21 protein-coding genes are annotated in these 25,019 nt (G+C 70.6%); 16 read left to right on the top strand and 5 right to left on the bottom strand.

Annotation, left to right across the window (positions count from 1 at the left end; translation table 11 throughout):
• Positions 1-540: 540 nt before the first annotated feature.
• Together ACRAS8_RS09185 and ACRAS8_RS09180 are read left to right on the top strand one after the other, a co-directional pair.
• The gene (locus ACRAS8_RS09185; RefSeq protein WP_016575747.1) at positions 541-843 is read left to right on the top strand and encodes a DUF4193 domain-containing protein; all 303 of its coding nucleotides are present in this window, start codon (positions 541-543) and stop codon (positions 841-843) included.
• A gap of 99 nt (positions 844-942) precedes the next feature.
• On the top strand, positions 943-1,716 hold the full coding sequence (locus ACRAS8_RS09180) for a hypothetical protein (protein ID WP_438485453.1): 774 nt from the start codon (positions 943-945) through the stop codon (positions 1,714-1,716).
• On the opposite strand, the gene ACRAS8_RS09175 is transcribed toward ACRAS8_RS09180, so the two are convergent.
• Entirely contained in the window at positions 1,656-2,099 is a 444-nt protein-coding gene (locus ACRAS8_RS09175) for a DUF3093 domain-containing protein (RefSeq protein WP_438485452.1), read from the bottom strand. The two genes, ACRAS8_RS09180 and ACRAS8_RS09175, sit on opposite strands and share 61 nt — an antisense overlap.
• A gap of 58 nt (positions 2,100-2,157) precedes the next feature.
• Here ACRAS8_RS09175 and ACRAS8_RS09170 point away from each other — a divergent pair, with 58 nt between their 5' ends.
• The 7 genes from ACRAS8_RS09170 to kdpC all read left to right on the top strand — a co-directional run bounded on the left by ACRAS8_RS09170 (position 2,158) and on the right by kdpC (position 8,981).
• Complete coding sequence (locus ACRAS8_RS09170; protein ID WP_438485451.1) at positions 2,158-2,751, top strand: PaaI family thioesterase; 594 nt, start codon at positions 2,158-2,160, stop codon at positions 2,749-2,751.
• On the top strand, positions 2,748-3,269 hold the full coding sequence (gene dut / locus ACRAS8_RS09165; RefSeq protein WP_438485450.1) for a dUTP diphosphatase: 522 nt from the start codon (positions 2,748-2,750) through the stop codon (positions 3,267-3,269). Before ACRAS8_RS09170 ends, dut begins: the two co-directional genes overlap by 4 nt.
• 1 nt (position 3,270) lies before the next feature.
• The gene (locus ACRAS8_RS09160; protein ID WP_438485449.1) at positions 3,271-4,029 is read left to right on the top strand and encodes a DUF3710 domain-containing protein; all 759 of its coding nucleotides are present in this window, start codon (positions 3,271-3,273) and stop codon (positions 4,027-4,029) included.
• Between the two features lie 326 nt (positions 4,030-4,355).
• Positions 4,356-4,445 (top strand): K(+)-transporting ATPase subunit F, encoded by a 90-nt coding sequence (kdpF, locus tag ACRAS8_RS09155; RefSeq protein WP_016575741.1) that lies wholly within the window; start codon positions 4,356-4,358, stop codon positions 4,443-4,445.
• 31 nt (positions 4,446-4,476) lie between these two features.
• Positions 4,477-6,153 (top strand): potassium-transporting ATPase subunit KdpA, encoded by a 1,677-nt coding sequence (gene kdpA, locus ACRAS8_RS09150; RefSeq protein ID WP_438490396.1) that lies wholly within the window; start codon positions 4,477-4,479, stop codon positions 6,151-6,153.
• Positions 6,154-6,185: 32 nt separating this feature from the next.
• The gene (gene kdpB, locus ACRAS8_RS09145; protein ID WP_438485448.1) at positions 6,186-8,291 is read left to right on the top strand and encodes a potassium-transporting ATPase subunit KdpB; all 2,106 of its coding nucleotides are present in this window, start codon (positions 6,186-6,188) and stop codon (positions 8,289-8,291) included.
• A 21-nt stretch (positions 8,292-8,312) separates the two neighbouring features.
• On the top strand, positions 8,313-8,981 hold the full coding sequence (gene kdpC, locus ACRAS8_RS09140) for a potassium-transporting ATPase subunit KdpC (RefSeq protein WP_438485447.1): 669 nt from the start codon (positions 8,313-8,315) through the stop codon (positions 8,979-8,981).
• Between the two features lie 273 nt (positions 8,982-9,254).
• On the opposite strand, the gene ACRAS8_RS09135 is transcribed toward kdpC, so the two are convergent.
• Positions 9,255-9,815 carry a GNAT family N-acetyltransferase gene (locus tag ACRAS8_RS09135; protein ID WP_438485446.1) on the bottom strand — a complete coding sequence of 187 codons (561 nt, stop codon included), beginning with the start codon at positions 9,813-9,815 and terminating at the stop codon, positions 9,255-9,257.
• A 405-nt stretch (positions 9,816-10,220) separates the two neighbouring features.
• Between ACRAS8_RS09135 and ACRAS8_RS09130 the strand changes: the two genes are divergently transcribed.
• From ACRAS8_RS09130 to ACRAS8_RS09115, 4 genes are all read left to right on the top strand, one after another.
• Entirely contained in the window at positions 10,221-12,776 is a 2,556-nt protein-coding gene (locus ACRAS8_RS09130) for an ATP-binding protein (RefSeq protein ID WP_438485445.1), read from the top strand.
• 175 nt (positions 12,777-12,951) lie between these two features.
• Positions 12,952-13,635, top strand: coding sequence for a response regulator (locus tag ACRAS8_RS09125; RefSeq protein WP_016570936.1), 684 nt, complete (start codon positions 12,952-12,954; stop codon positions 13,633-13,635).
• Between the two features lie 66 nt (positions 13,636-13,701).
• A complete protein-coding gene (locus ACRAS8_RS09120) occupies positions 13,702-14,100 on the top strand; it encodes an OB-fold nucleic acid binding domain-containing protein (RefSeq protein WP_199788106.1) in 399 nt (132 codons plus the stop codon).
• Positions 14,101-14,103: 3 nt separating this feature from the next.
• Positions 14,104-14,943, top strand: coding sequence for a DUF3159 domain-containing protein (locus tag ACRAS8_RS09115; RefSeq protein ID WP_438485444.1), 840 nt, complete (start codon positions 14,104-14,106; stop codon positions 14,941-14,943).
• Between the two features lie 81 nt (positions 14,944-15,024).
• On the opposite strand, the gene ACRAS8_RS09110 is transcribed toward ACRAS8_RS09115, so the two are convergent.
• Positions 15,025-15,696, bottom strand: a complete 672-nt coding sequence (locus ACRAS8_RS09110) for a potassium channel family protein (protein ID WP_018537027.1) — start codon at positions 15,694-15,696, stop codon at positions 15,025-15,027.
• Positions 15,693-16,361 (bottom strand): potassium channel family protein, encoded by a 669-nt coding sequence (locus ACRAS8_RS09105; protein ID WP_221911176.1) that lies wholly within the window; start codon positions 16,359-16,361, stop codon positions 15,693-15,695. The genes ACRAS8_RS09110 and ACRAS8_RS09105 overlap by 4 nt, the downstream gene beginning before the upstream one ends.
• A 331-nt stretch (positions 16,362-16,692) precedes the next feature.
• Here ACRAS8_RS09105 and ACRAS8_RS09100 point away from each other — a divergent pair, with 331 nt between their 5' ends.
• From ACRAS8_RS09100 to ACRAS8_RS09090, 3 genes are all read left to right on the top strand, one after another.
• Positions 16,693-18,669, top strand: a complete 1,977-nt coding sequence (locus ACRAS8_RS09100) for an NAD-binding protein (protein WP_438490395.1) — start codon at positions 16,693-16,695, stop codon at positions 18,667-18,669.
• A gap of 271 nt (positions 18,670-18,940) precedes the next feature.
• On the top strand, positions 18,941-20,992 hold the full coding sequence (locus ACRAS8_RS09095) for an APC family permease (protein WP_438485443.1): 2,052 nt from the start codon (positions 18,941-18,943) through the stop codon (positions 20,990-20,992).
• A gap of 117 nt (positions 20,993-21,109) precedes the next feature.
• Positions 21,110-22,450, top strand: coding sequence for a class I SAM-dependent RNA methyltransferase (locus ACRAS8_RS09090; protein WP_438485442.1), 1,341 nt, complete (start codon positions 21,110-21,112; stop codon positions 22,448-22,450).
• 853 nt (positions 22,451-23,303) lie between these two features.
• On the opposite strand, the gene ACRAS8_RS09085 is transcribed toward ACRAS8_RS09090, so the two are convergent.
• Positions 23,304-25,019, bottom strand: coding sequence for a hypothetical protein (locus ACRAS8_RS09085; RefSeq protein ID WP_438485441.1), 1,716 nt, complete (start codon positions 25,017-25,019; stop codon positions 23,304-23,306).

Genomic DNA, 25,019 nt, shown 5'->3' with positions numbered 1-25,019 from the left:
GGCGACGACGGCCCTGTGCGGCCGCTGGAGGCGTCGTACGCGGCCGCCGGCAGTTCCGGCTACCCGGCGGTACGAGTGCTCGCCCGGCGGCTGTACAGCCGGATTCCGTCGACCCCTGCCCGGCTTTTCGGTTTGACGCGGCGGGGGGTCTCCGGGGATCCTTCGCCGAGTTCGCTTTGCGCGGAATTCGGCGGGTCCGCCCCACCGTCCTGACCGTGTGTGATCCCTCACAGAGGCCCTTTTCCGGCCATCTACCCTCCGTGATCGAATTGTCTGGCGGAAAGCCGGGAAAATCCGGGTTTCCGCAGGCCCAGATCACGGGAAGTACACGTGATGGGCTGCGCGAGGTGCGACTTTCGGACCGTGTACGGTCCTGATCGCCATCCAAACCGATCACCTCTTCAGGGGTGCGGTTGGGTGTCGATTGAGTAACAGACCTTGATGTGAGGCAAAATCTCCGCCTCAGGTCGGGCACAAGTCCGGCCTCTCACGCGTTACGAGCGCTGAGACACCGCAGACACCCAGAGGGGGAGAGCGACAATGGCTACGGATTACGACACTCCACGCAAGACCGATGACGACCTCAACGAGGACAGCATCGAGGAACTGAAGTCGCGGCGGAACGACAAGTCCGCCTCGGCCGTCGACGTCGACGAGTTCGAGCAGGCCGAGGGCCTGGAGCTCCCCGGCGCCGACCTGTCCAACGAGGAACTCGCCGTCCGAGTGCTGCCCAAGCAGCAGGACGAGTTCACGTGCATGAGCTGCTTCCTGGTGCACCACCGCAGCCAGCTGGCAGCCGAGGACAAGAACGGCAACCCGATCTGCCGCGACTGCGCGGCCTGACCGGCCTACGCCGTGCCAGGCGTGCACCCGTTCCGTAAGGGCCGCAAGGGCGGCGACGGTCCGGCGGCCGGCGCACGATCACGCGAGGAAACCGCGCCCGTGCCCGCCGACCCGACCGCCCACCCCGGGGAACGGACCACCGGCGGACTCCAGCGGCGGGGCCGCCCGGCCTCGCTCACGGACGCCGCCGTCCGCGGCGCCAGGAAGGGCCGGGACGGCGTACGGTCCGCGCTCGGCGTGATCGCCGACCGGATCATCGCCACCGCCCCCAGGATCCCGGTACGCGACCTCGCCACCCTGCGTGCGCACTTCCCCGGACTGACCCCCGAGGAACTCGCCGACAAGCTGGTGGCGGGCGCCTGCGCGGGCTCCGCCACCGTGGGCGCGGGCGTCGGCGCGGCCGCCATGCTGCCCGTCCCACCCGCCCTGCCCGCCGAACTCGCCGCGGAGGTCGCGGGCGTCGCCGCCGTCGAGATCAAGCTGATCGCCGAACTCCACGAGGTCTACGGTCTGCGGCCCCCGGGCAACCGCACCCAGCGCGCCACCGCCTACCTCACCTCCTGGACCGAGGAACGCGGCATCGACATCGCCAGACCCGCGTCCCTGAACGTCGCACTCGGCGGGCAGATGAAGCGCGAACTCCGCCAGCGGATCATGAAGCGGACCCTGCGCAACCTTCCCCATCTCACGCCGTTCCTGGTCGGCGCCGCGGTCGGCGCGTTCCTCAACCGCCGTGACACCAGGAAACTCGCCCTCAAGATCCGCGCGGACCTGCGCGGCCGCCAGATCCCCTGGGACGCCCTCCCCGCCGCTCAGCCGCGCGCCGACGCCAGCGCCGCCACCAGGCGCTCCGGCTCCCGCGTCGACACATAGGCGTACGGCGTCGGATCCTCGGGATCGGTGATCTCCACCCGTACCGCCGTCGGCACATAGCCGCGCAGCACCATGAAGGCGCGCGCATCGGCCTTGTACGTCCGCCACGCCAGCGCCTCGGCGCGGTCCAGCGCCTCCGCCTCGCCCAGCGCCGTCACCGGGATCCGCGCATCCCCGACGATCAGTGCCCCGCCGACCACCCGGATCCGCACCGAGCCGTACGCGCTCACCGCCACGGAGGACAGCGCCGCGCCGCCGATCAGCCCGCCGAGCATCGGCAGCGTCCCCAGGGGCAGCAGCATCAGGGCACAGGCCACACCGACGAGCGCGGCGATCAGCCACCAGGAGCGGGGCGCGGTGAGACGTTCTTCGTACGACTGCATGCCACCAGCTTGGCACGGCGGCACCCACCCCCTGGCCGCGCGGGTAGGGTCTGCACTCGTGAGTGGAACTGACCAACCCAGGACGCGCCTGACGCCACCCGAGGGCGCCACGCCCCCGGTACGGCACCCGGACGCGCCGGCCCCCGGAGAACTGCTCGGCGCGCACTACGACCGGTGCTTCGGCTGCGGCACGGGCCAGCCCCACGGGCTGCACCTGGAGGCCCGGGCCGGCGACGGCGTGTGCGTCACCGCCGAATTCACCGTCAAGGAGGCACACCAGGGCGCGCCGGGCCTGGCCCACGGCGGTGTACTGGCCACCGCGCTCGACGAGACGCTCGGCTCGCTGAACTGGCTGCTGCGGGTGATCGCGGTGACCGGCCGGCTGGAGACCGACTTCGTCGCGCCGGTGCCGCTGGGCACCGTGCTGCACCTCGAGGCGCAGGTCACCGCCGTACACGGCCGGAAGATCTACTCCACGGCGGTCGGCCGGATAGGCGCCCCGGACGGCCCGGTGGCGGTCCGCGCCCAGGCCGTCTTCATCGAGGTCAAGGTCGACCACTTCATCGACAACGGAAGGACCGAGGAGATCCGGGCGGCGATGGCCGACCCGGACCAGGTCAAGCGTGCACGTGCCTTCGAGGTGAACCCGTGAGTCAGCAACGGAATCCGGTGGACGTCCTCCTGCGGCGCCTGGACCCGGACGTTCCCCTTCCGTCCTACGCCCACCCCGGGGACGCCGGAGTCGATCTCGTCACCACCGAGGCCGCCGAACTCGCGCCGGGGGAGCGCACCGTGCTGCCCACCGGGGTGTCGATCGCGCTGCCCGACGGCTACGCGGCCTTCGTGCACCCGCGCTCCGGGCTGGCGGCCCGCTGTGGATTGGCGCTGGTGAATGCCCCCGGGACGGTCGATGCCGGGTACCGTGGAGAGATCAAGGTGATCGTGGTCAATCTGGACCCGCGCGAGAGTGTGCGGTTCGAGAAGTACGACCGGATCGCCCAATTGGTCGTCCAGCAGGTCGAGAAGGTGCGTTTCCACGAGGTGGCGGAACTTCCCGGCTCGGCGCGGGCCGAGGGGGGATTCGGGTCCACCGGCGGTCACGCGGCGGTGGACGGCTCCACGGGCGGGAATGAATACGCATCGGTCGGTGGCGACCGGGAAGGACAGTGACGTGTTCGGACGTCGCAAGAAGAACGAGGCTCCGGTGGAGCCGGCCGAGGACACGGCGCTCGCCGACGAGGTGGAGGCGGGCGAGGACGACGCGACGCAAGCGCGGCTCAACCTCCCGCCCGCGCCGCGGCCCGACGGCCCCTGGGACGTGTCGGAGGTCAAGCAGCCCGGCGAGGGCCGGGTCGACCTCGGCGGCCTCTACGTACCCGGCGTCGAGGGCATGGAACTGCGCGTCGAGGTCGCCGGGGACGCGATCGTGGCCGCCACGGTCGTCCTCCAGGACAGCGCCGTGCAGCTCCAGGCGTTCGCCGCCCCCAAGAACGAGGGCATCTGGGGCGAGGTCCGCGAGGAGATCGCCGGCGGCATCACCCAGCAGGGCGGCGTCGTCGACGAGGTCGAGGGCCCCCTGGGCTGGGAACTGCGCGCCCAGGTCCCCGTGCAGCTGCCGGACGGCACCAACGGCGTCCAGGTCGTGCGCTTCGTCGGCGTCGACGGCCCCCGCTGGTTCCTGCGCGGCGTGATCTCCGGCCAGGGCGCGGTGCAGCCGCAGGCCGCGGGCGTCCTGGAGCACATCTTCCGGGACACCGTCATCGTCCGCGGCGAGGGCCCGATGGCCCCCCGCGACCCGATCGTCCTCAAGCTGCCCGACGACGCCCAGATGGTGCCGGACGGTGTGCAGCAGGAGCAGGCCGAGGGGTCGCGCTTCGGCGGCGGCGTGGAGCGCCTGGAGCGCGGGCCGGAGATCACCGAGATCCGCTGATCCGCCGCCGCCGGGCACGGCGCGACAACGCCGCCGCAACGGCTCAATAACGACGGTCACAAGGGGTCGTACTCCCATACGAGGGGTACGGCCCCTTCGCGTTTGCGCAGGTCAGATCGAGAGGCGTAAGAAAACCGTCAACGGAACGCTAATGGCCGTAAGGGAGGCGTCAACGGCGTTCAAGCGGCGGAAGAACGACGGTTTGCTCTAGGGGTCCCATTCCGTCTGCCCATCTAGGAGCACACGATGGCCGACGTGGCCTTCGTCGTCGCCACCCTCGCGGTCTTCGCAGTGGTGGCTCTCGTCGCCAAGGGGGTGACGAAGCTGTGACCATCGAGAACATCGTCGGTCTCATCGTGGCCGTCGCCCTCCTCGGCTACCTGGTCCTCGCCCTCGTTTTCCCGGAGAGGTTCTGAGGTGTCGACAGCTGCCAACGCGGCGGGCCACATGAGCCCCGTACTCGCGGGCGTGCTCCAGCTCACGGCGCTCATCGCGGCGCTCGCCCTGGCGTACCGCCCCCTCGGCGACTACATGGCCGCCGTCTACAACTCCCCTCGCCATCTGCGCGTGGAAAAGGTCATCTACCGCTGCATAGGCGCCAACGCGGACACCCAGATGCGCTGGCCCGCCTATCTCCGCGGCGTCCTGGCCTTCTCCCTGGCCGGGGTGCTCTTCCTCTACCTGATCCAGCGACTCCAGGGACACCTGCCGCTCTCCCTCGGGTTCGCGTCCATCAGCCCCGACCAGGCCTTCAACACCGCCGCGTCCTTCGTCGCCAACACCAACTGGCAGTCGTACAGCGGTGAACAGGCCATGGGCCACGTCGTCCAGACCCTCGGCCTGGCGGTACAGAACTTCGTCTCCGCCGCCACCGGCATGGCCGTCGCCATCGCCCTCGTCCGCGGCTTCGCCCGCTCCCGCACCGGCGAACTCGGCAACTTCTGGGCCGACCTCGTCCGCGGCACCGTCCGCGTCCTGGTCCCCCTCGCGGTCATCGGCGCCGTGATCCTCGTCGCCTGCGGCGCCATCCAGAACTTCTCCGGCATCCACGGCGTCGGCCAGTTCATGGGCGGCACCCAGCAGACCAACGGCGGGGCCGTCGCGTCCCAGGAAGTCATCAAGGAACTCGGCACCAACGGTGGCGGCTACTTCAACGCCAACTCCGCCCACCCGTTCGAGAACCCCAACGCCTTCACCAACCTCTTCGAGATCTTCCTGATCCTCGTCATCCCCTTCGCGCTCACCCGCACCTTCGGCAAGCTCGTCGGGAACGTGAAGCAGGGCTACGCCATCCTCGCCACCATGGGCGTCATCTGGCTCGGCTTCACCGCGCTCATGATGTGGACCGAGTTCGCCCACGGGGGCGCGGCCCTCCAGGCCGCGGGTGCCGCCATGGAAGGCAAGGAGACCCGCTTCGGCGTGGGCAGTTCCGCGATCTTCTCGGTCTCGACCACGCTCACGTCAACCGGAGCCGTCGACTCCTTCCACTCCTCCTTCACCGCATTCGGTGGCGGAATCCAGCTCCTGGGCATGATGCTCGGCGAGATCGCACCCGGCGGCGTCGGCTCCGGCCTCTACGGCATGCTCGTCATGGCCGTCATCGCGGTCTTCATCGCCGGACTCATGGTCGGCCGCACCCCCGAATACCTCGGGAAGAAGATCGGCACCCGCGAAATCAAACTCGCGGCCTGCTACATCCTCATCACGCCGACCCTCGTCCTCGGCTTCTCCGCCGCCTCGATGGTGCTGCCCGACGCGCTCGGCTCGATGCTCAACACCAAGGCGGTCGGCGCCGGACCGCACGGCTTCTCCGAAGTCCTCTACGCGTTCACCTCCGGTGCCAACAACAACGGCTCCGCCTTCGCCGGACTCAACGCCAACACCCCCTGGTACAACACCACGATCGGCCTGGCCATGCTCCTCGGCCGCTTCCTCCCCATGGTGTTCGTGCTCGCCCTCGCCGGCTCGCTCGCCGAACAGCAGCCCGTCCCCGAGACCGCGGGCACCCTCCGTACCGAGAAGCCGCTCTTCGCCGGGCTGCTCGTCGGCACGATCCTGATCATCACCGGTCTGACCTACTTCCCGGCGCTCGCCCTCGGGCCGCTGGCGGAGGGCCTGTCATGACCGCCCCCGTGAAACCGGAGGAGTCCGGCCCCATGTCCACCGCCACTCCGACCCGCGCCCCCCAACAGGACGCCGCCGACGGGCAGCAGCCCGGCGACGGCCGCGTGGGCGGCGGTCTCTTCGACCCCAAGCAGCTGCTCGTCTCACTGCCGGACGCCCTGCGCAAGCTCGACCCGCGCGTGATGGTCAAGTCGCCCGTCATGTTCGTCGTCGAGGTCGGCTCCGTCCTCACCACGATATTCGCCTGCGCCGCACCCACCGACTGGTTCGGCTGGGCCATCGCGGCCTGGCTGTGGCTCACCGTCATCTTCGCCAACCTCGCCGAAGCCGTCGCCGAAGGCCGCGGCAAGGCACAGGCGGACACCCTCCGCAAGGCCAAGACCGACACCGTCGCCCGCCGCCTCAACGGCACCGACGAGGAACGCGTACCCGGCACCGAACTCCGCGTCGGCGACCTCGTCGTCTGCGAAGCCGGCGACATCATCCCCGGAGACGGCGATGTCGTCGAAGGCGTCGCGTCCGTCGACGAATCCGCCATCACCGGCGAATCCGCACCCGTCATCCGCGAATCCGGCGGCGACCGCTGCGCCGTCACCGGCGGCACCAAGGTCCTCTCCGACCGCATCGTCATCAAGATCACGACGAAGCCCGGTGAGACCTTCATCGACCGGATGATCAACCTCGTCGAGGGTGCCGCCCGTCAGAAGACGCCCAACGAGATCGCGCTGAACATCCTCCTCGCGTCCCTCACCATCGTCTTCCTGCTGGCCGTCGTCACCCTCCAGCCCTTCGCGATCTACGCCGGCGCCGAACAGCCCATGATCGTGCTGCTCGCCCTGCTGGTCTGCCTGATCCCGACGACGATCGGCGCCCTGCTCTCGGCGATCGGCATCGCCGGCATGGACCGCCTCGTCCAGCGCAACGTCCTCGCCATGTCCGGACGCGCCGTCGAAGCGGCAGGCGATGTATCGACATTGCTGCTCGACAAGACCGGCACCATCACCTACGGCAACCGCCGCGCCGCCGAGTTCGTCCCCGTCCGCGGCGCCACCGAGGAGGAACTCGCCGGTGCCGCGCGGCTCTCCTCGCTCTCCGACGAGACGCCCGAAGGACGCTCCGTCGTCGAGCTCGCCAAGGAGAAGTACGGCCTGGACGAGGGTGAGTTCAGCGGCGACGCGTTGACGGGCGCCGAATGGATCCCGTTCACCGCACAGACCCGCATGTCCGGCGTCGACGTCGAGGGCCGCAAGGTCCGCAAGGGCGCGACCGGCTCCGTCCTCGCCTGGGTCCGGGAGCGCGGCGGCACGCCCACCGAGGACGCCCAGCAACTCGCCGACACCATCTCCCAGGCCGGCGGCACCCCGCTGCTCGTCGCCCTGGAGGACGAGAGCGGCCCCCGTGTCCTCGGCGTCATCCACCTCAAGGACGTCGTCAAGGACGGCATGCGCGAACGCTTCGAAGAGCTGCGCAAGATGGGCATCAAGACGGTCATGATCACGGGCGACAACCCGCTGACCGCCAAGGCCATCGCCGAGGAGGCCGGCGTCGACGACTTCCTCGCCGAGGCCACGCCCGAGGACAAGATGGCGCTGATCAAGCGCGAGCAGGCCGGCGGCAAGCTCGTCGCCATGACCGGCGACGGCACCAACGACGCCCCCGCACTGGCCCAGGCCGACGTGGGCGTGGCGATGAACACCGGCACGTCGGCCGCCAAGGAGGCCGGCAACATGGTCGACCTCGACTCCAACCCGACCAAGCTCATCGAGATCGTCGAGATCGGCAAGCAACTCCTCATCACCCGAGGCGCCCTGACGACCTTCTCCATCGCCAACGACGTCGCCAAGTACTTCGCGATCATCCCCGCGATGTTCGCCGTGGCCTACCCCGGCCTGGACACCCTCAACATCATGCGGCTGTCCAGCCCCAACTCGGCCATCCTGTCCGCGATCATCTTCAACGCGCTGATCATCGTCGCCCTCGTACCGCTCGCCCTCAAGGGCGTCCGCTACCGGCCCGTCAGCGCCGACAGGATGCTCCGCCGCAACCTCGCGGTGTACGGACTCGGAGGTCTCGTCGCACCGTTCATCGGCATCAAACTCATCGACCTGCTGATCTCCCTGATCCCCGGGCTGCACTGATCGAAAGGCGTGGTGACAGCCATGAACAACTCCGTACTCAACACCGCCCGGTTGCTGACCGCGGGCCTGCGCGCGCTGCTCGTCCTCACCGTGGTCTGCGGCGTGATCTACCCCCTGGTGGTCACCGGAGTCGCCCAGGCCGCCTTCCCCGGCAAGGCCAACGGCTCCGAGGTCAGCTCCCACGGCAAGGTCGTCGGCTCCGCCCTCCTCGGCCAGCGCTACGACAAGGGCACCGACAAGAAGGGCAACCCGGTCCCCGACCTCCGCTACTTCCAGCCCCGCCCCTCGGCCGGGCTGGGCAGCAACCGGACGGCGACGCCGCCCGTCAACCCCCAGTACGACCTCCAGGTCTCCGGCGCCTCCAACCTGGGCGCCACCAACACCGACCTGATCAAGGCCGTCAAGGAACGCAAGCAGTGGGTCGCCACCACCTACGGCGTGCCTGAGTCGCAGGTGCCGGCCGACGCCGTGACCTCCTCCGGCTCCGGCCTCGACCCGGACATCTCGCCCGCGTACGCGCTCCTCCAGGCCAACCGCATCGCCAAGGAGAACCACCGGTCCGCCGGCGAGATCGAGAAGCTCGTCCAGGACCACGTCCAGGGACGTCCGCTGGGGTTCATGGGGGAGCCCCGGGTCAACGTCCTGGAGCTGAACGTGGCGCTCCGGGACCTGGTACAGGGACAGCGGTGACGTTCGGTGCCTTACTGAGACACCGCATGCGACACACCACCGCCGCACACAGGGGCGGCCTCAGGGGCGAACGTCCCCGGGGCCGCCCCTTTCGCGAACGCGACGGCGCGACAGGTGAGTTGAGCGGGTGCGGCCGAGGGTGACTTCCGGTACTGGAGGTTGACGGCCACGGGCCGAGTCCTACGGTCGCGACCCGTCAACGAGAGCGGGGGAAGCCGTCGTCGAGGACCTGCACCGCAGTTACGGACCCCCGGGCCCCGCGGGGCAGCGCCCCTACCAGACGTCCCCCTCCCGCCAATCGCACGTCAGGTCGCCTTCGAGGTCCAGCGGTGCGGATCCGGTATGGACGAAGAGGGTGCCGTCCTCGTCGGGTGTGCGTCGGATGCCGGTCGGGGTGAGGGCGGAGGAGGGGCCGCGCCAGAGCTGCCAGCCGCGGGCGGCGTAGAAGGCGGCGGCGTCGGACGCGCTGAGCGCCCCGAGGTCGTAGGCGTTGCGGATCACTCGTTCCAGGGCGTCCATCATGGCCGCGCCGTGGCCGCGTCCGCGGCGGTCCGCGCGGACGCCGACGCCCTCGACGTAGCCGCAGCGCAGGGCCCGGCCGCTGTGCAGCAGCCGGCGCTGGACGACCGCGGCGTGCCCGATCAGTACGCCGTCCTCATGGACGAGGGCGTGCAGGCCGCCCAGCGAGTGCTCCCAGTCCTCGGCGGTCATGTCGTCGAAGACGTCGTAGAGGAGGATGCGGGCGGCCTTGAGGGTGGCGTCGTCCAGGTCGGCGGTGTGGGCGAGGCGCACCTCGACCGAGCCGGTGGGGCGTTCGGCGGGGCTGGTGGTCATGGGGGGCATCGTCGCAGGGGCCGCTGGCGCGAGCGATGGTTTTGTTTCGGCCAATGGAGTGCGGGGATCGGCCACCTCTCAGAGCCGCCCGCACCCCGTGTGCCCGCCCTCCCCGCACGGGCCGCCCGCCCACGCAGGCCACTTCCCGGGCACCCGTCCACTCCTCCCGTCCACTCCCGTCCACGTCATCCCGCTCACCCCTCCCGGACTGCCCCCTCGCCCTCCACCCAGCCCCCGCACCCCTCGCCCCCACCCCCGATCGGCCCCCACCCGCACCCCGTATCAGAGTCGCGTCAAGACCCTGCGGGAAGCCGCTACCTGGGCGTTTTTTCGGTGGGACGGTCGGTAGGGTCGCTTCAGGTCCAGCCCGGTGGCTGGGCGACCTTCACGTAAGACAATGGGGCCATGGCACGCGGCAAGCTACGGATATATCTCGGCGCGGCACCGGGCGTCGGCAAGACGTACGCGATGCTTTCCGAGGCACACCGGCGTGTGGAGCGCGGGACGGACGTCGTGGTGGCGTTCGTCGAGCACCACGGCCGGCCCCGTACGGAGGTCATGCTGCACGGGCTGGAGCAGATCCAGCGCCGTGAGCTGGAGTACCGCGGTTCGACGTTCACCGAGATGGACGTCGACGCCGTGCTGGAGCGCAGGCCCGCCGTGGCGCTCGTGGACGAGCTGGCGCACACCAACGTTCCCGGGTCCCGCAACGGCAAGCGCTGGCAGGACGTCGAGGAGCTCCTGGAAGCCGGCATCACGGTCATCTCGACGGTGAACATCCAGCACCTGGAGTCGCTCGGGGACGTCGTCGAGTCGATAACGGGTGTGCGGCAGCGGGAGACGGTGCCGGACGAGATCGTCCGGCGGGCCGACCAGATCGAGCTGGTCGACATGTCGCCACAGGCGATCCGGCGGCGGATGGCGCACGGCAACATCTACCAGCCGGACAAGGTCGACGCGGCGCTGTCGAACTACTTCCGGCCGGGCAACCTCACCGCGCTGCGCGAGCTGGCGCTGCTGTGGGTGGCAGACCGGGTGGACGAGTACCTCCAGCAGTACCGGGCGGAGCATTCGATCCGTTCGACCTGGCAGGCGCGCGAGCGGATCGTGGTCGGGCTGACCGGTGGTCCGGAGGGGCGGACGCTGATCCGCCGGGCCGCCCGGATGGCGGCGAAGGGCTCGGGCAGCGAGGTGCTCGCCGTCTACATAGCCCGCAGTGACGGGCTGACCTCGGCCTCCCCGAAGGAGCTCGCCGTTCAGCGGACCCTCGTGGAGGACCTCGGCGGAACGTTCCATCACGTCATCGGTGACGACATACCGGGTGCGCTGCTGGAGTTCGCGCGGGGGGTGAACGCCACCCAGATCGTGCTGGGGTCGAGCCGCCGCAAGGCGTGGCAGTACGTCTTCGGGCCCGGTGTGGGGGCGACGGTGGCCCGGGAGTCCGGTCCTGACCTCGATGTGCACATCGTGACGCACGACGAGGTCGCCAAGGGGCGGGGGCTGCCGGTGGCGCGCGGCGCGCGCCTGGGCCGGTCGCGGATCATCGCCGGCTGGCTGGTCGGCGTCGGCGGCCCGGTGCTGCTGTCGCTGTTGCTGACAAGGTTGTCGAACGGTCCGGGGCTGGCCAATGACGTCCTGCTGTTCCTGTTCCTGACGGTGGTGGCGGCGCTGCTCGGCGGTCGGCTGCCGGCGCTGGCGTCGGCGGCGGCCGGGTCGCTGCTGCTGAACTTCTACTTCACTCCGCCCACGCACACGCTCACGGTCAACGACCCGAAGAACATCGTGGCGATCGCGATCTTCTTCGCGGTGGCGGTGTCGGTGGCGTCGGTGGTGGATCTGGCCGCCCGGCGGACGCATCAGGCGGCCCGGTTGCGGGCCGAGTCGGAGATCCTGTCGTTCCTGGCGGGCAGCGTCCTGCGCGGGGAGACCACGCTGGACGCGCTGCTGGAGCGGGTGCGGGAGACGTTCGCCATGGACACCGTGGCGCTGCTGGAGCGGCGCAGCGATGTCGATCCGTGGACGTGTGCGGGCCGCGCGGGCGGTGACGGCAGTGCGCCGCCGCTGACGCGCCCGGAGGACGCGGACGTGGACATGCCGGTGGGCGACCACATGGCGCTGGCGCTGACCGGCCGGGTGCTGCCGGCGGAGGACCGCCGGGTGCTGGCCGCGTTCGCCGCGCAGGCCGCGGTGGTGCTGGACCGGCAGCGGCTGGTGGGCGAGGCGGAGCGGGCCCAAGAGCTGGCGGAGGGCAACCGCATCCGTACGGCGCTGCTGGCCGCGGTCAGCCATGACCTGCGGACGCCGCTGGCGGGCATCAAGGCGTCGGTGACGTCGTTGCGGTCGGACGACGTGGCGTGGTCGGAGGAGGACGAGGCGGAGCTGCTGGCCGGTATCGAGGCGGGCGCGGACCGGCTCGACCACCTGGTGGGCAATCTGCTGGACATGTCCCGTCTGCAGACCGGCACGGTGACGCCGCTGATCCGGGAGCTCGACCTCGACGAGGTGGTGCCGATGGCGCTGGGCGGGGTCCCGGAGGGCAGCGTCACGCTGGACATCCCGGAGGAGCTGCCGATGGTGGCGGTGGACCCGGGGCTGCTGGAGCGGTCGGTGGCCAATCTGGTGGAGAACGCCGTGAAGTACAGCCCGGACGGGGAGACGGTGCTGGTCGCGGCCAGTGCGCTCGGCGACCGGGTGGAGCTGCGGATCGCGGACCGGGGCCCGGGGGTGCCGGACAGCGCGAAGGACCGGATCTTCGAGCCGTTCCAGCGGTACGGGGACGCGCCGCGGGGTGCCGGGGTGGGGCTGGGGCTGGCCGTGGCGCGGGGTTTCGCGGAGGCGATCGGTGGGACGTTGTCCGCGGAGGACACTCCGGGGGGCGGGATGACGATGGTGCTGACGCTGCCGGTCGCCGAGGGTCTCCCCCCGGTTCGACCTGATCTTCCGGCGCAGGCGACGACATGAGTCGTGGCCACGGCGGAGGTACCTGCGGCGGGACACGGCCGCGTTCCGGTGACGGTACGTGTCCGCCGCGTGGCCCGGGAGGGGGCCAGGACGCCGGCCGGGCGGTACCGGCCGCACTCACGACTTTGCCGGCGGGTGGGGCCCGCCGGCGACCGACACCGCGAGGAGAACGCCAGTGAACCGGGTGCTTGTGGTTGATGACGAGCCGCAGATCGTGCGCGCCCTTGTGATCAACCTGAAGGCGCGCAAGTACGAGGTGGACGCGGCCCCGGACGGGGCCACCGCCTTGAAGCTCGCCGCGGCCCGCCATCCCGATGTCGTGGTCCTGGACCTGGGGCTGCCCGATATGGACGGGGTGGAGGTCATCAAGGGGCTGCGGGGCTGGTCCCGGGTGCCGATCCTGGTGCTGTCCGCGCGGCAGACGTCGGACGAGAAGGTGGAGGCGCTGGACGCGGGGGCGGACGACTATGTGACCAAGCCGTTCGGGATGGACGAGCTGCTGGCGCGGTTGCGGGCGGCGGTGCGCCGGGCGGAGCCGACGGGGCCGGCGGACGACGAGGTGATCGTGGAGACCGAGGGGTTCACGGTCGATCTGGCGGCGAAGAAGGTCAACCGCGGCGGCCGGGACATCCGGCTGACGCCGACGGAGTGGCATCTGCTGGAGGTGCTGGTGCGCAACCAGGGCCGGCTGGTGAGCCAGAAGCAGTTGCTGCAGGAGGTGTGGGGGCCGTCGTACGGGACGGAGACCAACTATCTGCGGGTCTACATGGCGCAGCTGCGGCGGAAGCTGGAGGGCGATCCGTCGCATCCGCGGCACTTCATCACGGAGCCCGGGATGGGGTACCGCTTCGAGGGGTGAACGCGGTGGTGGGGGCGCTGGTGCGGGGTGCGGGGGCGGCCGTGCGGGCCCCGGTACGCTGGGGTTATGACTGCTGGGACCCGACCCGAAAAGCCGGCCGGCCGGTTCCGCCGGATGCTCGACAGGCTGTCGTCCTCCGAGGAGGAGCTGCAGTCCGCCGAGCTGCAGGAGGATGCGCAGGCCACGGGGTGTACCCGCATATGCGACTGCGACGACCGTCAGATAGTGAAGGTCTCCGGCACCCTGCGGCATGTCACGCTGCGACCGCGTGCCGGTGTGCCCGCGCTGGAGGCGGAGCTGTTCGACGGCTCCGCGGCGCTCGACGTGGTGTGGCTGGGTCGCCGTTCCATCGTCGGCATCGAGCCGGGCCGTAAGCTCATCGCCTCGGGCCGGATCTCGTTGAGTCACGGGCGCCGGGTGCTTTTCAATCCCAAGTACGAACTGCGACCGCTCGGACAGGAGTAGCCGGTGACGTCGTACGACCGACCGACCACTGACCCTGAGGCTTCCGCCCTCGCCGATCACCCGGGGGGCGTTTCGGCCGCCACTGGCGCGCGGGTGCCGGACGCGGGCCCGGACACCGCGGGCAGGCAGGTGACGGAGGCGGCGCTGTTCGAGGCGTTCGGTGGCGTGCGCGGCCTGGTGGAGACGGTGCTGCCGGGGCTGCTGTTCGTCGCGATCTTCACGGTCGACAAGGATCTGCACGTCTCGGCGATCGCGGCGCTGGCGGTGTCGCTGGTGCTGTGCGCGGTGCGCCTGGTGCGCAGGGACACCGTCAAGCACGCCTTCAGCGGTGTCTTCGGGGTGGCCTTCGGGGTGGTCTTCGCGATGATGACCGGCAACGCCAAGGACTTCTACCTGCCGGGGATGCTGTACACGCTGGGCCTGGCGCTGGCCTACATCGTCACCACGCTCGCGGGGGTTCCGCTGATCGGGCTGATTCTGGGCCCGGTGTTCAAGGAGAACCTCTCGTGGCGGACCCGCAATCCGGGGCGGAAGACGGCGTACGCGAAGGCCAGCTGGGCGTGGGGGCTGATCCTGCTCGGCAAGTGCCTGATCCTGTTCCCGCTGTACTGGTGGGCGGACACCACGCAGCTGGGATGGGTGCTGGTGGCGCTGAAGATCCCGCCGTTCCTGCTGGCCGTCTATCTGACGTGGGTGTTCCTGGTGAAGGCGCCGGCGCCGATCGACGTGTTCGCGGAGATGGAGGCGCAGGAGAAGGCGGAGGAAGCCCTGCGGGAGGGGCTGGCGACGCCGGGACCGGCCGTCGCGGACCGGCCGCAGGAGGGGCCGCGGCACCGCCGCTGATCCGTATCGCGTGAGACGTGGCGAGGGCCCGGGAGCCGTATGGCTCCCGGGCCCTTTGCCGTGCTTGCCGTGCCGGGGCGGTCAGCTGTCGTCGCGGCGGACCGACAGCAGGTCCTCCAGCTGTTCCTCGCGGGACTGGGCGGCGACGAAGAGGAGTTCGTCGCCGGCTTCGAGGGCGTCGTCCTTGTTGGGGGTCAGGACGCGGGTGCCGCGGATGATGGTCACCAGGGAGGTGTCCTCGGGCCAGGCGACGTCGCCGACGCGGGTGCCGGCGAGGGCGGCCTCCGGGGGGAGGGTGAGTTCGACGAGGTTGGCGTCGCCGTGGCTGAAGCGCAGCAGCCGGACGAGGTCGCCGACGCTGACGGCCTCCTCGACGAGGGCGGACATCAGCCGGGGGGTGGAGACGGCGACGTCAACGCCCCAGGCTTCGTTGAACAGCCACTCGTTCTTGGGGTTGTTGACGCGGGCGACGACGCGCGGGACGCCGTACTCGGTCTTGGCGAGCAGGGAGACGACGAGGTTGACCTTGTCGTCGCCGGTGGCGGCGATCACGACGTTGCAGCGCTGCAGGGCCGCCTCGTCGAGCGAGGTGATCTCACAGGCGTCGGCCAGCAGCCATTCGGCGAGCGGTACCCGTTCGACCGAGATGGCGGTGGGGGCCTTGTCGATGAGCAGGATCTCGTGTCCGTTTTCCAGGAGTTCGCCGGCGATGGAGCGACCCACCGCGCCGGCGCCTGCGATGGCGACCCTCATGCGTGCGCCTCCTCGGGACCCTGGGCGAATGCCGCCTCGACCTTCTCGACTTCGTCGGTGCGCATCATGACGTGCACCAGGTCGCCTTCCTGGAGGACGGTCTGGGAGGTGGGCAGCATGGCCTCGCCCAGGCGGGTGAGGAAGGCGACGCGGACGCCGGTCTCCTCCTGCAGTTTGCTGATCTTGTGGCCGACCCACGAGGGGGCGGTGTGCACCTCGGCGAGCTGGACGCCGCCGCTGGGGTCGCGCCAGAGGGGTTCGGCGCCGGAGGGGAGGAGCCGGCGCAGCATCTGGTCGGCGGTCCAGCGGACGGTGGCGACGGTGGGGATGCCGAGGCGCTGGTAGACCTCTGCGCGGCGCGGGTCGTAGATGCGGGCCGCGACGTTCTCGACACCGAACATCTCGCGGGCCACCCGGGCGGCGATGATGTTGGAGTTGTCGCCGCTGGAGACGGCGGCGAAGGCGCCCGCCTCCTCGATGCCGGCCTCGCGGAGGGTGTCCTGGTCGAAGCCGACGCCGGTGACCCGGCGGCCGCCGAAGGCGGAGCCGAGGCGGCGGAACGCGGTCGGGTCCTGGTCGATCACCGCGATGGTGTGGCCCTGGCCCTCAAGGGTCTGCGCGAGCGCGGAGCCCACGCGACCGCACCCCATGATGACGATGTGCATGCTGATTACCCCGTGCCCTGTACTAGCGCGCTGACCTGCCCAAACACCCTGCTCACTACTTTCTCTTCCGATGTGCCGGCGGCACGGAGCCGCTGTCCGCGACGGCGGCCCGGTGCGTCGGACGGGAGCGCCGGCCGCACCGTGGTCCGGTACAACCGTAGCCGTAACGGCGGCTCCGGTAGGGGGCGCGGTCGGTGCGGGGTTGTGGCGGGCGGCGTGGCGGTGCGGTGCGGATCGTGCGGTGGGCTGCGCGGGGACGGCCCGGTAGGGCACGCTACGGCGTGTGCCACAACTGCCACATCAGCCCCAACAGGGTTCTCTCGCGCCGCACATGGTGGTGTGCGGCGATGACGCGTTGGCCCACCGGCTCGCCGCCGAGCTCCGGGACGTCTACCGCGAACGGGTGACACTGCTCGTGCCGTCCACCCGGGAGCCGCACCGGCCCCGCGTCCCGCCGGCCTCCCGTGGCCTGGGCCGGGCCTCCGCTCTGCTGGGCCGGGTGTCGGCGGCGGTGGCGCGGTCCGGTCCGGGGGCGCTGCCCGGTGTGCCGCCGCCCGCGGTGGCGCGGGAGGACGGCGAGGCGCCGCCGGAGCCGATACGGGTGCAGGTGGCGGCCCAGATCGACGACGCGGCGCTGGTCGAGGCCGGTGTCGCGGAGGCGGGCGCGCTGGCGCTGGTCCATGACGACGACGAGCTGAACATCCATGCCGCGCTGCGGGCCCGCCGCCTCAACCCGCGGCTGCGGCTGGTCATCCGGCTCTACAACCGCAAACTCGGCCAGCATCTTGAGGAGTTGCTGGACCAGTCCGCGGCGGTCGCGGCGAGCGGTGATGCCGACGGTGCCGGGGAGCCGCGGGACGATGCGTCGACCACGGTGCTGTCCGATGCGGACACCGTCGCTCCGGCGCTGGTGGCCACCGCGGTGGCCGGCACCAGCAAGGTCATCGAGGCGGACGGGCTGATGCTGCGCGCCGTGGAGCGCGCGCCGGGGCAGTCCGGTCCGCCGGGGGCGCGGCGGCTGTGCACCCTGGCGCTGCTGTCGCCGTCGCCCGGCGATCCGCCCGGGGGCGCGGCCGGTGCGCCGGGTGCCGCTTCCGGTGACGAGGGCCCGGTGCTGCTGCCGGACGACGCCACCGCCGCGGCGGCCGGCGGCCGCGGCCGGGTCGTCCTGGAGACCGTCGCCTATACGGGCCGGACGCTGCGGCCGAGCCGGCTGCGCGGCCGGGGTGCGCCGCTGGCGTCGCTGTTCTCCCGGCGGCTGCGCTGGTCGCTGGCGGGCATCGTCGGGGCGGTGCTGGCGCTGGCGGTGGCCGCGTCGCTGTCGACGGGGGAGCAGCCGCTGCACGCCGCGTACCTGACGCTGCTGGACCTGTTCGCCATCAACGAGCCGGCGCTCGACGCCCCGTTGGCGCGCAAGCTGCTGCAGCTGCTGTCCGGGCTGGTCGGGCTGTTGCTGCTGCCGGTGCTGGTGGCGGCGGCGTTCGAGGGGCTGGGCACGTTCCGCAGCGCGTCGGCGCTGCGCCGCCCGCCGCGCGGTCTGTCGGGTCATGTGGTGCTGCTGGGCCTGGGGAAGATCGGCACGCGGGTGCTGGCGCGGCTGCACGAGATGCGGGTCCCGGTGGTGTGCATCGAGGCCGATCCGGAGGCGCGCGGGATCGCCCTGGCGCGGCGGTTGCGGGTGCCGACGGTGGTGGGGGACGTGACACAGGAGGGCGTACTGGAGGCGGCGCTGGCCGACCGGGCCCGCACGCTGCTGGCGCTGACGAGCGAGGACACCACCAATCTGGAGGCCGCGCTGTACGCCCGGTCGGTCAATCCGCGGCTGCGGGTGACCCTGCGGCTGTTCGACGACGGGTTCGCCGCCGCCGTGTACCGGACGCTGCGGACGGCGCACCCTGGTGCGCGGACCCGGAGCCGCAGCGTGTCCTTCCTGGCGGCGCCGGCCTTCGCCGGGGCGATGATGGGCCGCGAGATCCTGGGGGCGATCCCGGTGGAGCGGCGGGTGCTGCTGGTCGCCCGGGTCGAGGTGCGGGGCCATGCGGCCCTGGAGGGGCGGTCGGTGGGCGAGGTGCTGCGGCCGGGGCGGCTGCGGGTGCTGGCCGTCGACAACTCCGCGCCCGACGAGCCGCCGGTGGAGCCCGCGGCGGGCGCGCCGCCGACCGGTGACGGGCCGGCGCCGGCGCATCTGGCGGACGAGTTGGACGGCTATGTCCTGCGGCCGCAGGACGTGGTGCTGGTGGCGGCGACCCGGGAGGGGCTGGGCGATCTGCTGTCCCGCCGGCCGCGCCCGGCGGCGCGCGAGGAGTGAGCCCGCGCCCCACGGCACACCGGTGCGCGAGCCGAGTGCCGGGGTGCCCGCGCGCGACACGCCCGGACTCCGTGACATCCGCCACGAAGTCCGGGCCCGCGGGGTTCCCTGCAACGACGGCGCCACCGTGTGCGTACGGTGCAGATGCTGTGGAGGTGCCGCGTAGTTGATGGGTGGCCGGGTCGCTCTGTGCATGGTGGCGCATCCGGGTGGCGATACCCATCCGGGTGGTGGGTGGGCGGGAGCCTTGACGAACCCTTAGCATTCCCGGGTGTCCAAACTGACCGACGTGCCCAAACGGATCTTGATCGGGCGCGCACTGCGCAGCGACAGGCTGGCCGAGACCCTCCTCCCCAAGCGCATCGCACTCCCCGTCTTCGCCTCCGACCCGCTCTCCTCCGTGGCCTACGCGCCCGGCGAGGTGCTGCTGGTCCTGTCCGTGGCGGGAGTCTCCGCGTACAGCTTCAGCCCGTGGATCGCCGTCGCGGTCGTGGTGCTGATGTTCACCGTCGTCGCGTCGTACCGGCAGAACGTCCACGCCTACCCGAGCGGCGGCGGCGACTACGAGGTCGCCACCACCAACCTCGGCCCCAGGGCGGGCCTCACCGTCGCCAGCGCCCTGCTGGTCGACTACGTCCTGACCGTCGCGGTCTCCATCTCCTCCGGCGTGGAGAACCTCGGCTCCGCGATCCCCTTCGTCGTCGAGCACAAGACGTTCTGCGCGATCGCCATCATCGTGCTGCTGACCTTGATGAACCTCCGCGGCGTCAAGGAGTCCGGCAAGCTCTTCGCGATCCCCACCTACGTGTTCGTGGCCGGGGTCTTCATCATGATCCTCTGGGGCGCGATCCGCGGCCTGGTCCTCGGCGACACCATGAAGGCCCCCACCGCCGACTACAGCATCCACGCCGAACAGGGCGGCCTCGCCGGCTTCGCCCTCATCTTCCTTCTCCTGCGCGCCTTCTCCTCCGGATGCGCCGCGCTCACCGGCGTCGAGGCGATCTCCAACGGCGTGCCCGCCTTCCGCAAGCCGAAGTCGAAGAACGCCGCGACCACCCTCGCCCTCATGGGCGGGCTGGCCGTCACCATGTTCTGCGGCATCATCGCGCTGGCCATGACCACCCACGTCCGGATGGCCGAGAACCCGGCCACCGACCTCCTGGACCACGGCCGTCCGCTCGGCTCCGGCTACACCCAGAACCCGGTCATCTCACAGGTCGCCGAGGCGGTCTTCGGCAAGGGCAGCTTCCTGTTCGTCGTGCTGGCCGCGGCCACCGCGCTGGTCCTCTTCCTCGCCGCCAACACCGCCTACAACGGCTTCCCGCTGCTCGGCTCGATCCTCGCCCAGGACCGCTACCTGCCGCGCCAGCTGCACACCCGCGGCGACCGGCTGGCCTTCTCCAACGGCATCGTCCTGCTGGCCGGCGCCGCCACCGTCCTGGTCCACCTCTACGGCGCGGACTCCACCCGCCTGATCCAGCTCTACATCGTCGGCGTCTTCGTCTCCTTCACCCTCAGCCAGATCGGCATGGTCCGGCACTGGAACCGCCATCTGCTCACCGAGAAGGACCCGGCCAAGCGCCGCCGGATGCACCGCTCGCGCGCCATCAACGCCTTCGGCGGCTTCTTCACCGGCCTGGTTCTCGTCGTCGTCCTCCTGACGAAGTTCACCCACGGCGCCTGGGTGGCCCTCCTCGGCATGGTCATCTTCTTCGTGACCATGACCGCGATCCGCCGCCACTACGACCGGGTCGCCGACGAGATCGCCGCCCCGGAGGCCCCCGACGACGACGTGGTCCGGCCCTCCCGCGTCCACGCCATCGTCCTGGTGTCCAAGCTGCACAAGCCCACCCTGCGCGCCCTGAACTACGCCAAGCTGATGCGCTCGGGCACCCTCGAAGCGGTCAGCGTCGACGTCGACCAGGCCGACACCCGGGCCCTGCGCGAGGAGTGGGAACGGCGCGGCATCGACGTCCCGCTGAAGGTCCTCGCCTCCCCGTACCGCGAGATCACCCGGCCGATCATCGACTACGTCAAGTCGCTGCGCCGGGAGAGCCCCCGCGACGCGGTCTCCGTCTACATCCCCGAGTACGTCGTCGGCCACTGGTACGAGCACCTGCTCCACAACCAGTCCGCGCTGCGCCTCAAGGGACGCCTCCTGTTCACCCCCGGCGTCATGGTCACCTCGGTGCCCTGGCAGCTGGACTCCTCCGAGGCCGCCAAGCAGCGCGCCCGCAAGCGCGCCGAGTGGAACGCCCCGGGCTCCGTCCGGCGCGGCCCGGTCACCGCGGCGAAGAAGGAGTCCGCGGCCACCAGGAAGTGACCGCGGCCGGCGCGCGGACCGGCGCATCGCACCGCACCCCGTAAAATGGACGGTCGGCCTTCTCCCGAAGGCCGGCCGTCACGGTCTTGATCCCCCTCTCCCCAGGAGCTCCCCGCCATGCAGCCGGACACGCCGCCGGAATCCAGGAAATCGCTGGTCGGCGAGGAGTACGAGGTCGAGGTCGGCCCGGTCGCGCACGGCGGCCACTGCATCGCCCGCACCGAGGCCGGTCAGGTCCTCTTCGTCCGGCACGCGCTGCCCGGCGAACGGGTCCGCGCCCGCGTCACCGACGGCGAGGAGGGCGCCCGTTTCCTGCGTGTCGACGCCGTCGAGATCCTGGTGGCCTCGAAGGACCGGGTCGAGGCGCCCTGCCCGTTCTCCGGCCCAGGCCGGTGCGGTGGCTGCGACTGGCAGCACGCCGCGCCCGGCGCCCAGCGCCGTCTCAAGGCCGCCGTCGTCACCGAGCAGCTCGCCCGGCTGGCCGGCTTGACCCCCGACGAGGCCGGCTGGGACGGCACCGTCGAACCGGCCCCCGGCGACAAGGTCGCCAAGGGCGAGGTCCCGGCCTGGCGCACCCGCGTCCAGTACGCCGTGGACGCCGAGGGCCGCGCCGGCCTGCGCAAGCACCGCTCGCACGAGGTCGAGCCGGTCACCCACTGCATGATCGCCGCCCCCGGCGTCTCCGAACTCGGCATCGAGCGGCGCACCTGGCCGCAGATCGCCACCGTCGAGGCGATCGCCGCCACCGGCTCCCACGACCGCCAGGTTGTCCTCACCCCCCGCCCCGGCGGCCGCCTCCCGATCGTCGAACTCGACAAGCCGGTCTCGGTCCTCCGCATCGGCGAGAAGGACAAGGCCGTCCACCGCGTCCACGGCCGCCCCTTCGTCCGCGAACGCGCCGCCGGCCGCACCTGGCGGGTCGGCAACGGCGGCTTCTGGCAGGTCCACCCCAAGGCCGCCGACCTCCTCGTCGAGGCCGTCATGCAGGGCCTGATGCCCAAGAAGGGCGACATGGCCCTCGACCTCTACTGCGGCGTCGGCCTCTTCGCCGGCGCCCTCGCCGAGCGCGTCGGCGACCAGGGCGCCGTCCTCGGCATCGAATCCGGCAAGCGCGCCGTCGAGGACGCCCGCCACAACCTCGACGACCTCGACCGCGTCCGCATTGAACACGGCAAGGTCGAGACCGTCCTCCCCCGCACCGGCATCACCGACGTCGACCTCGTCGTCCTCGACCCGCCCCGCGCCGGCGCCGGCAAGGCCACCGTCCACCACCTCGCCACCCTCACCCCCCGCCGCATCGCCTACGTCGCCTGCGACCCGGCCGCCCTCGCCCGCGACCTCGCCTACTTCCGCGAGACGGGCTACACCCCCCGCCGCATGCGCGCGTTCGACCTCTTTCCTATGACCCATCATGTGGAGTGCGTGGTGATTCTGGAACGGGCCGCAAAGGGCATCTGACCTGCGGGTTTATACATGCGCATTATGTGCGGTGTGGGCGTTACGGGCGGTATCTTGACGCTGAAATGACGCTCGTGACGCTCATTTGACGCTCGTCCTGATGGGCTGTCAGGCGCCTTGGGCGCTGCTGGTCGGGTGCCCAGCGTCCAGGTCGCGGAAGCGGACGGTGGGCGCTGGCGCGAAGCGCTGGCCGGCCTCGTCGACCGGCGGGTGTGCGGCTGCAGACCCTGGCTGAGGTCATCGACCATCTCGGCGCGAGCGGGAAGACCGAGATCGTCGACGGCACTGAGGTTCTTTCCGCTGGCTGTCAGTCGGCTGCAAGGACCGGCACACGTTCCTCTCCGGCAAGAGCAAGTAGAACGCCGCCACGTCCTTGGTGATCAGGTGGAGATCCTCGCTGATGCCCGCAACGAGGGCCTGGGCGCGCAGACCGGAGCGCCACGGCCGTTCGAGTGGCGCCCGGGGCAGAGCAGCCAAGATCAGCCTTCGGCGCCAATGCAGTTCTGTAGGGCCGGTGGAGGGCTGTCGGGAATACGAGTCTGCTACGAGATTGACCGGATGAGCGTGGGCTGCAGCCGTCGGCGGTGGCCAACGAGTGGCTGCAGCCGTGGTCGGCCGAGGGGGTTCGCAGCCAGCCGCAGATGCCGAGCCTGTCCGGCACAAGCTCGCCCTCGCCGGCCCGTCCGGCCGGGGTGACCGATGCGCGGTTACGGTCTACCAGGCCAACTGGGTGCAGGATCATTTCGGGGGAGGGCGTGCAGGGCGACGAACTGATCGCGGACATACGGCAGGTATGGCCGCACACTGTGGGCTGGAAAGTGCCACGATGTCTTCCAGCGGTGCCGGGGCCGGGTCAACGGCCATAGGCGCAGATGAGTTTGTTGTCGAAGACGGCCAGGGCGGCGCCGGTGGCCGAGTAGAAGGGGCCGAAGACCTTCCGGTCAGAGGTCCAGGTATTGCCGTCCCAGGTGGTGACCCAGAGGCTGGTGTCGGTACCGCCACCGCGGTGGGCGCAGTACAACCTGTCCTGATAGACGGCGACTCCCTGCGCACCCATGGTTTCGACGTTGGGGATGAGGACAGGTTTGCTCCAGTGCGAACCGTCCCACGTGCGGTACTTCAAAGAGAAATCTGAGCTGTTGTGGAAGCAGAACAGCTTTTGTTGGAAGACGACCAGCGCGGGGGCATGCTCAGAGGCATGGTCGTCCATCAGCGTGTCCTTACTCCAGCCGTTGCCTTCACGAGTCGTGTACCACAGGTGTGAGTCATTACCGCCCCGGTGGACGCAGAACAGCTTGCCGTCGTAGGAGGCGAGGGCAGGACTGAGTCCGTTGTCGACTCCTGGGACGTGTTGGTCTTGCGTCCATTCGTCGCCATTCCAAACCGTGGACCACAGCTCCTTCTTTTCGTGGAAGCCCCGGTGGAGGCAGAAGAGTTTGTTCTCGTGCGCTGCCAGAGCCGGACCGGCTGCCGAGTCAGCACCTGGACGGATCCTTGCGGGGGCACCCCAGCCGTTACCGGACCACGTGACGTACCAGAGCCGCTCGTCATTGCCGGTACCACGGAAAACGCAGTACAGCATGTCGTTGTAGACGGCCAGAGCCGGGCGGTCGCCCGAGGGAACCGGAGCGCAGACGAATTCGGTTCCGAGAATTCCCGCCTCCAGCCGTCCGAAGCGCTTCCCTTGGGCGTCCCGCACTCGGACGGCCGCCTGCTCGTCGAAGAACGTGCCGCCCTCGCCCGGTGTGCGGAGCTCTGCCGTTTGCAGATATCCCTTCTGCACCGTGGATACGGAGGTGACCTGAAGCCTGGGGGCACGCACCTGAACCGTGGTGGTCAGATAGTGGGTGACCGTATGCCCCGAGGTGGTGAACGTGGCCCGGAGATAGAACGTGGTGTCCTTCTCCAGTAGCTGCTTCTCCTTGAGGTCCTTGCTCCTGACCAGCGTGACGTCCTCGCCGCCCGTCGGGCCGCCGTCCCAGAAGAGCTCGTACTTCGCCCCCTCGGAGGCGGTCCAGTGAAGGGTGACGGGGTTTCCGAGTTCGATCACCGGGCTCGGCACCAGCGTGCCGTTTTCGTCCCGCGCCGCGTAGAAGTCCGAGAACCTGAAACCGCTGGGGTATTTGACGATCGGTACCTGCGTAGTGGCGGACGGTGCCTCCGTCGTCTTGGTCTCGCCCGTCCACTCCTCGATCCGCAACGGCGTGACACCCCGCTCGGTGTTGACCACCACTCCATCGAACTCGACCGAGATCGAGGCGTCCTTGACCTTCACCGGCAGGCCGTCCTTGGGACTGACCATGAACGCCTTGTTCACATACTCGACCTGCCACACCCCAGGAGGGTGAGGAACGCTGGGCAGAATCGACCCCAGGTCTTTGGACAACTCGGCCTCACTACGCCCCTCTTTGAAGGTGAAACGCAGTCCCGAGCAGGACAGTTCCTTCCCCGCGTTGGGCGTCACCAGCACGGTGAGATAGGAGGAGACCCCATTCCGGCTGCCCTTGGGGGTGACGCCCAGCGGCGTGGGCACGGTGGTCACGGTGTAGGTGAACTGCGCGTCGCTCAT

Origin of the sequence: Streptomyces sp. S186 (assembly GCF_051603415.1) — a bacterium.
GTDB lineage: Bacteria > Actinomycetota > Actinomycetes > Streptomycetales > Streptomycetaceae > Streptomyces.
Note: the sequence above shows the minus strand (reverse complement) of the source record. Positions and strands in the feature narration are given on the sequence as shown.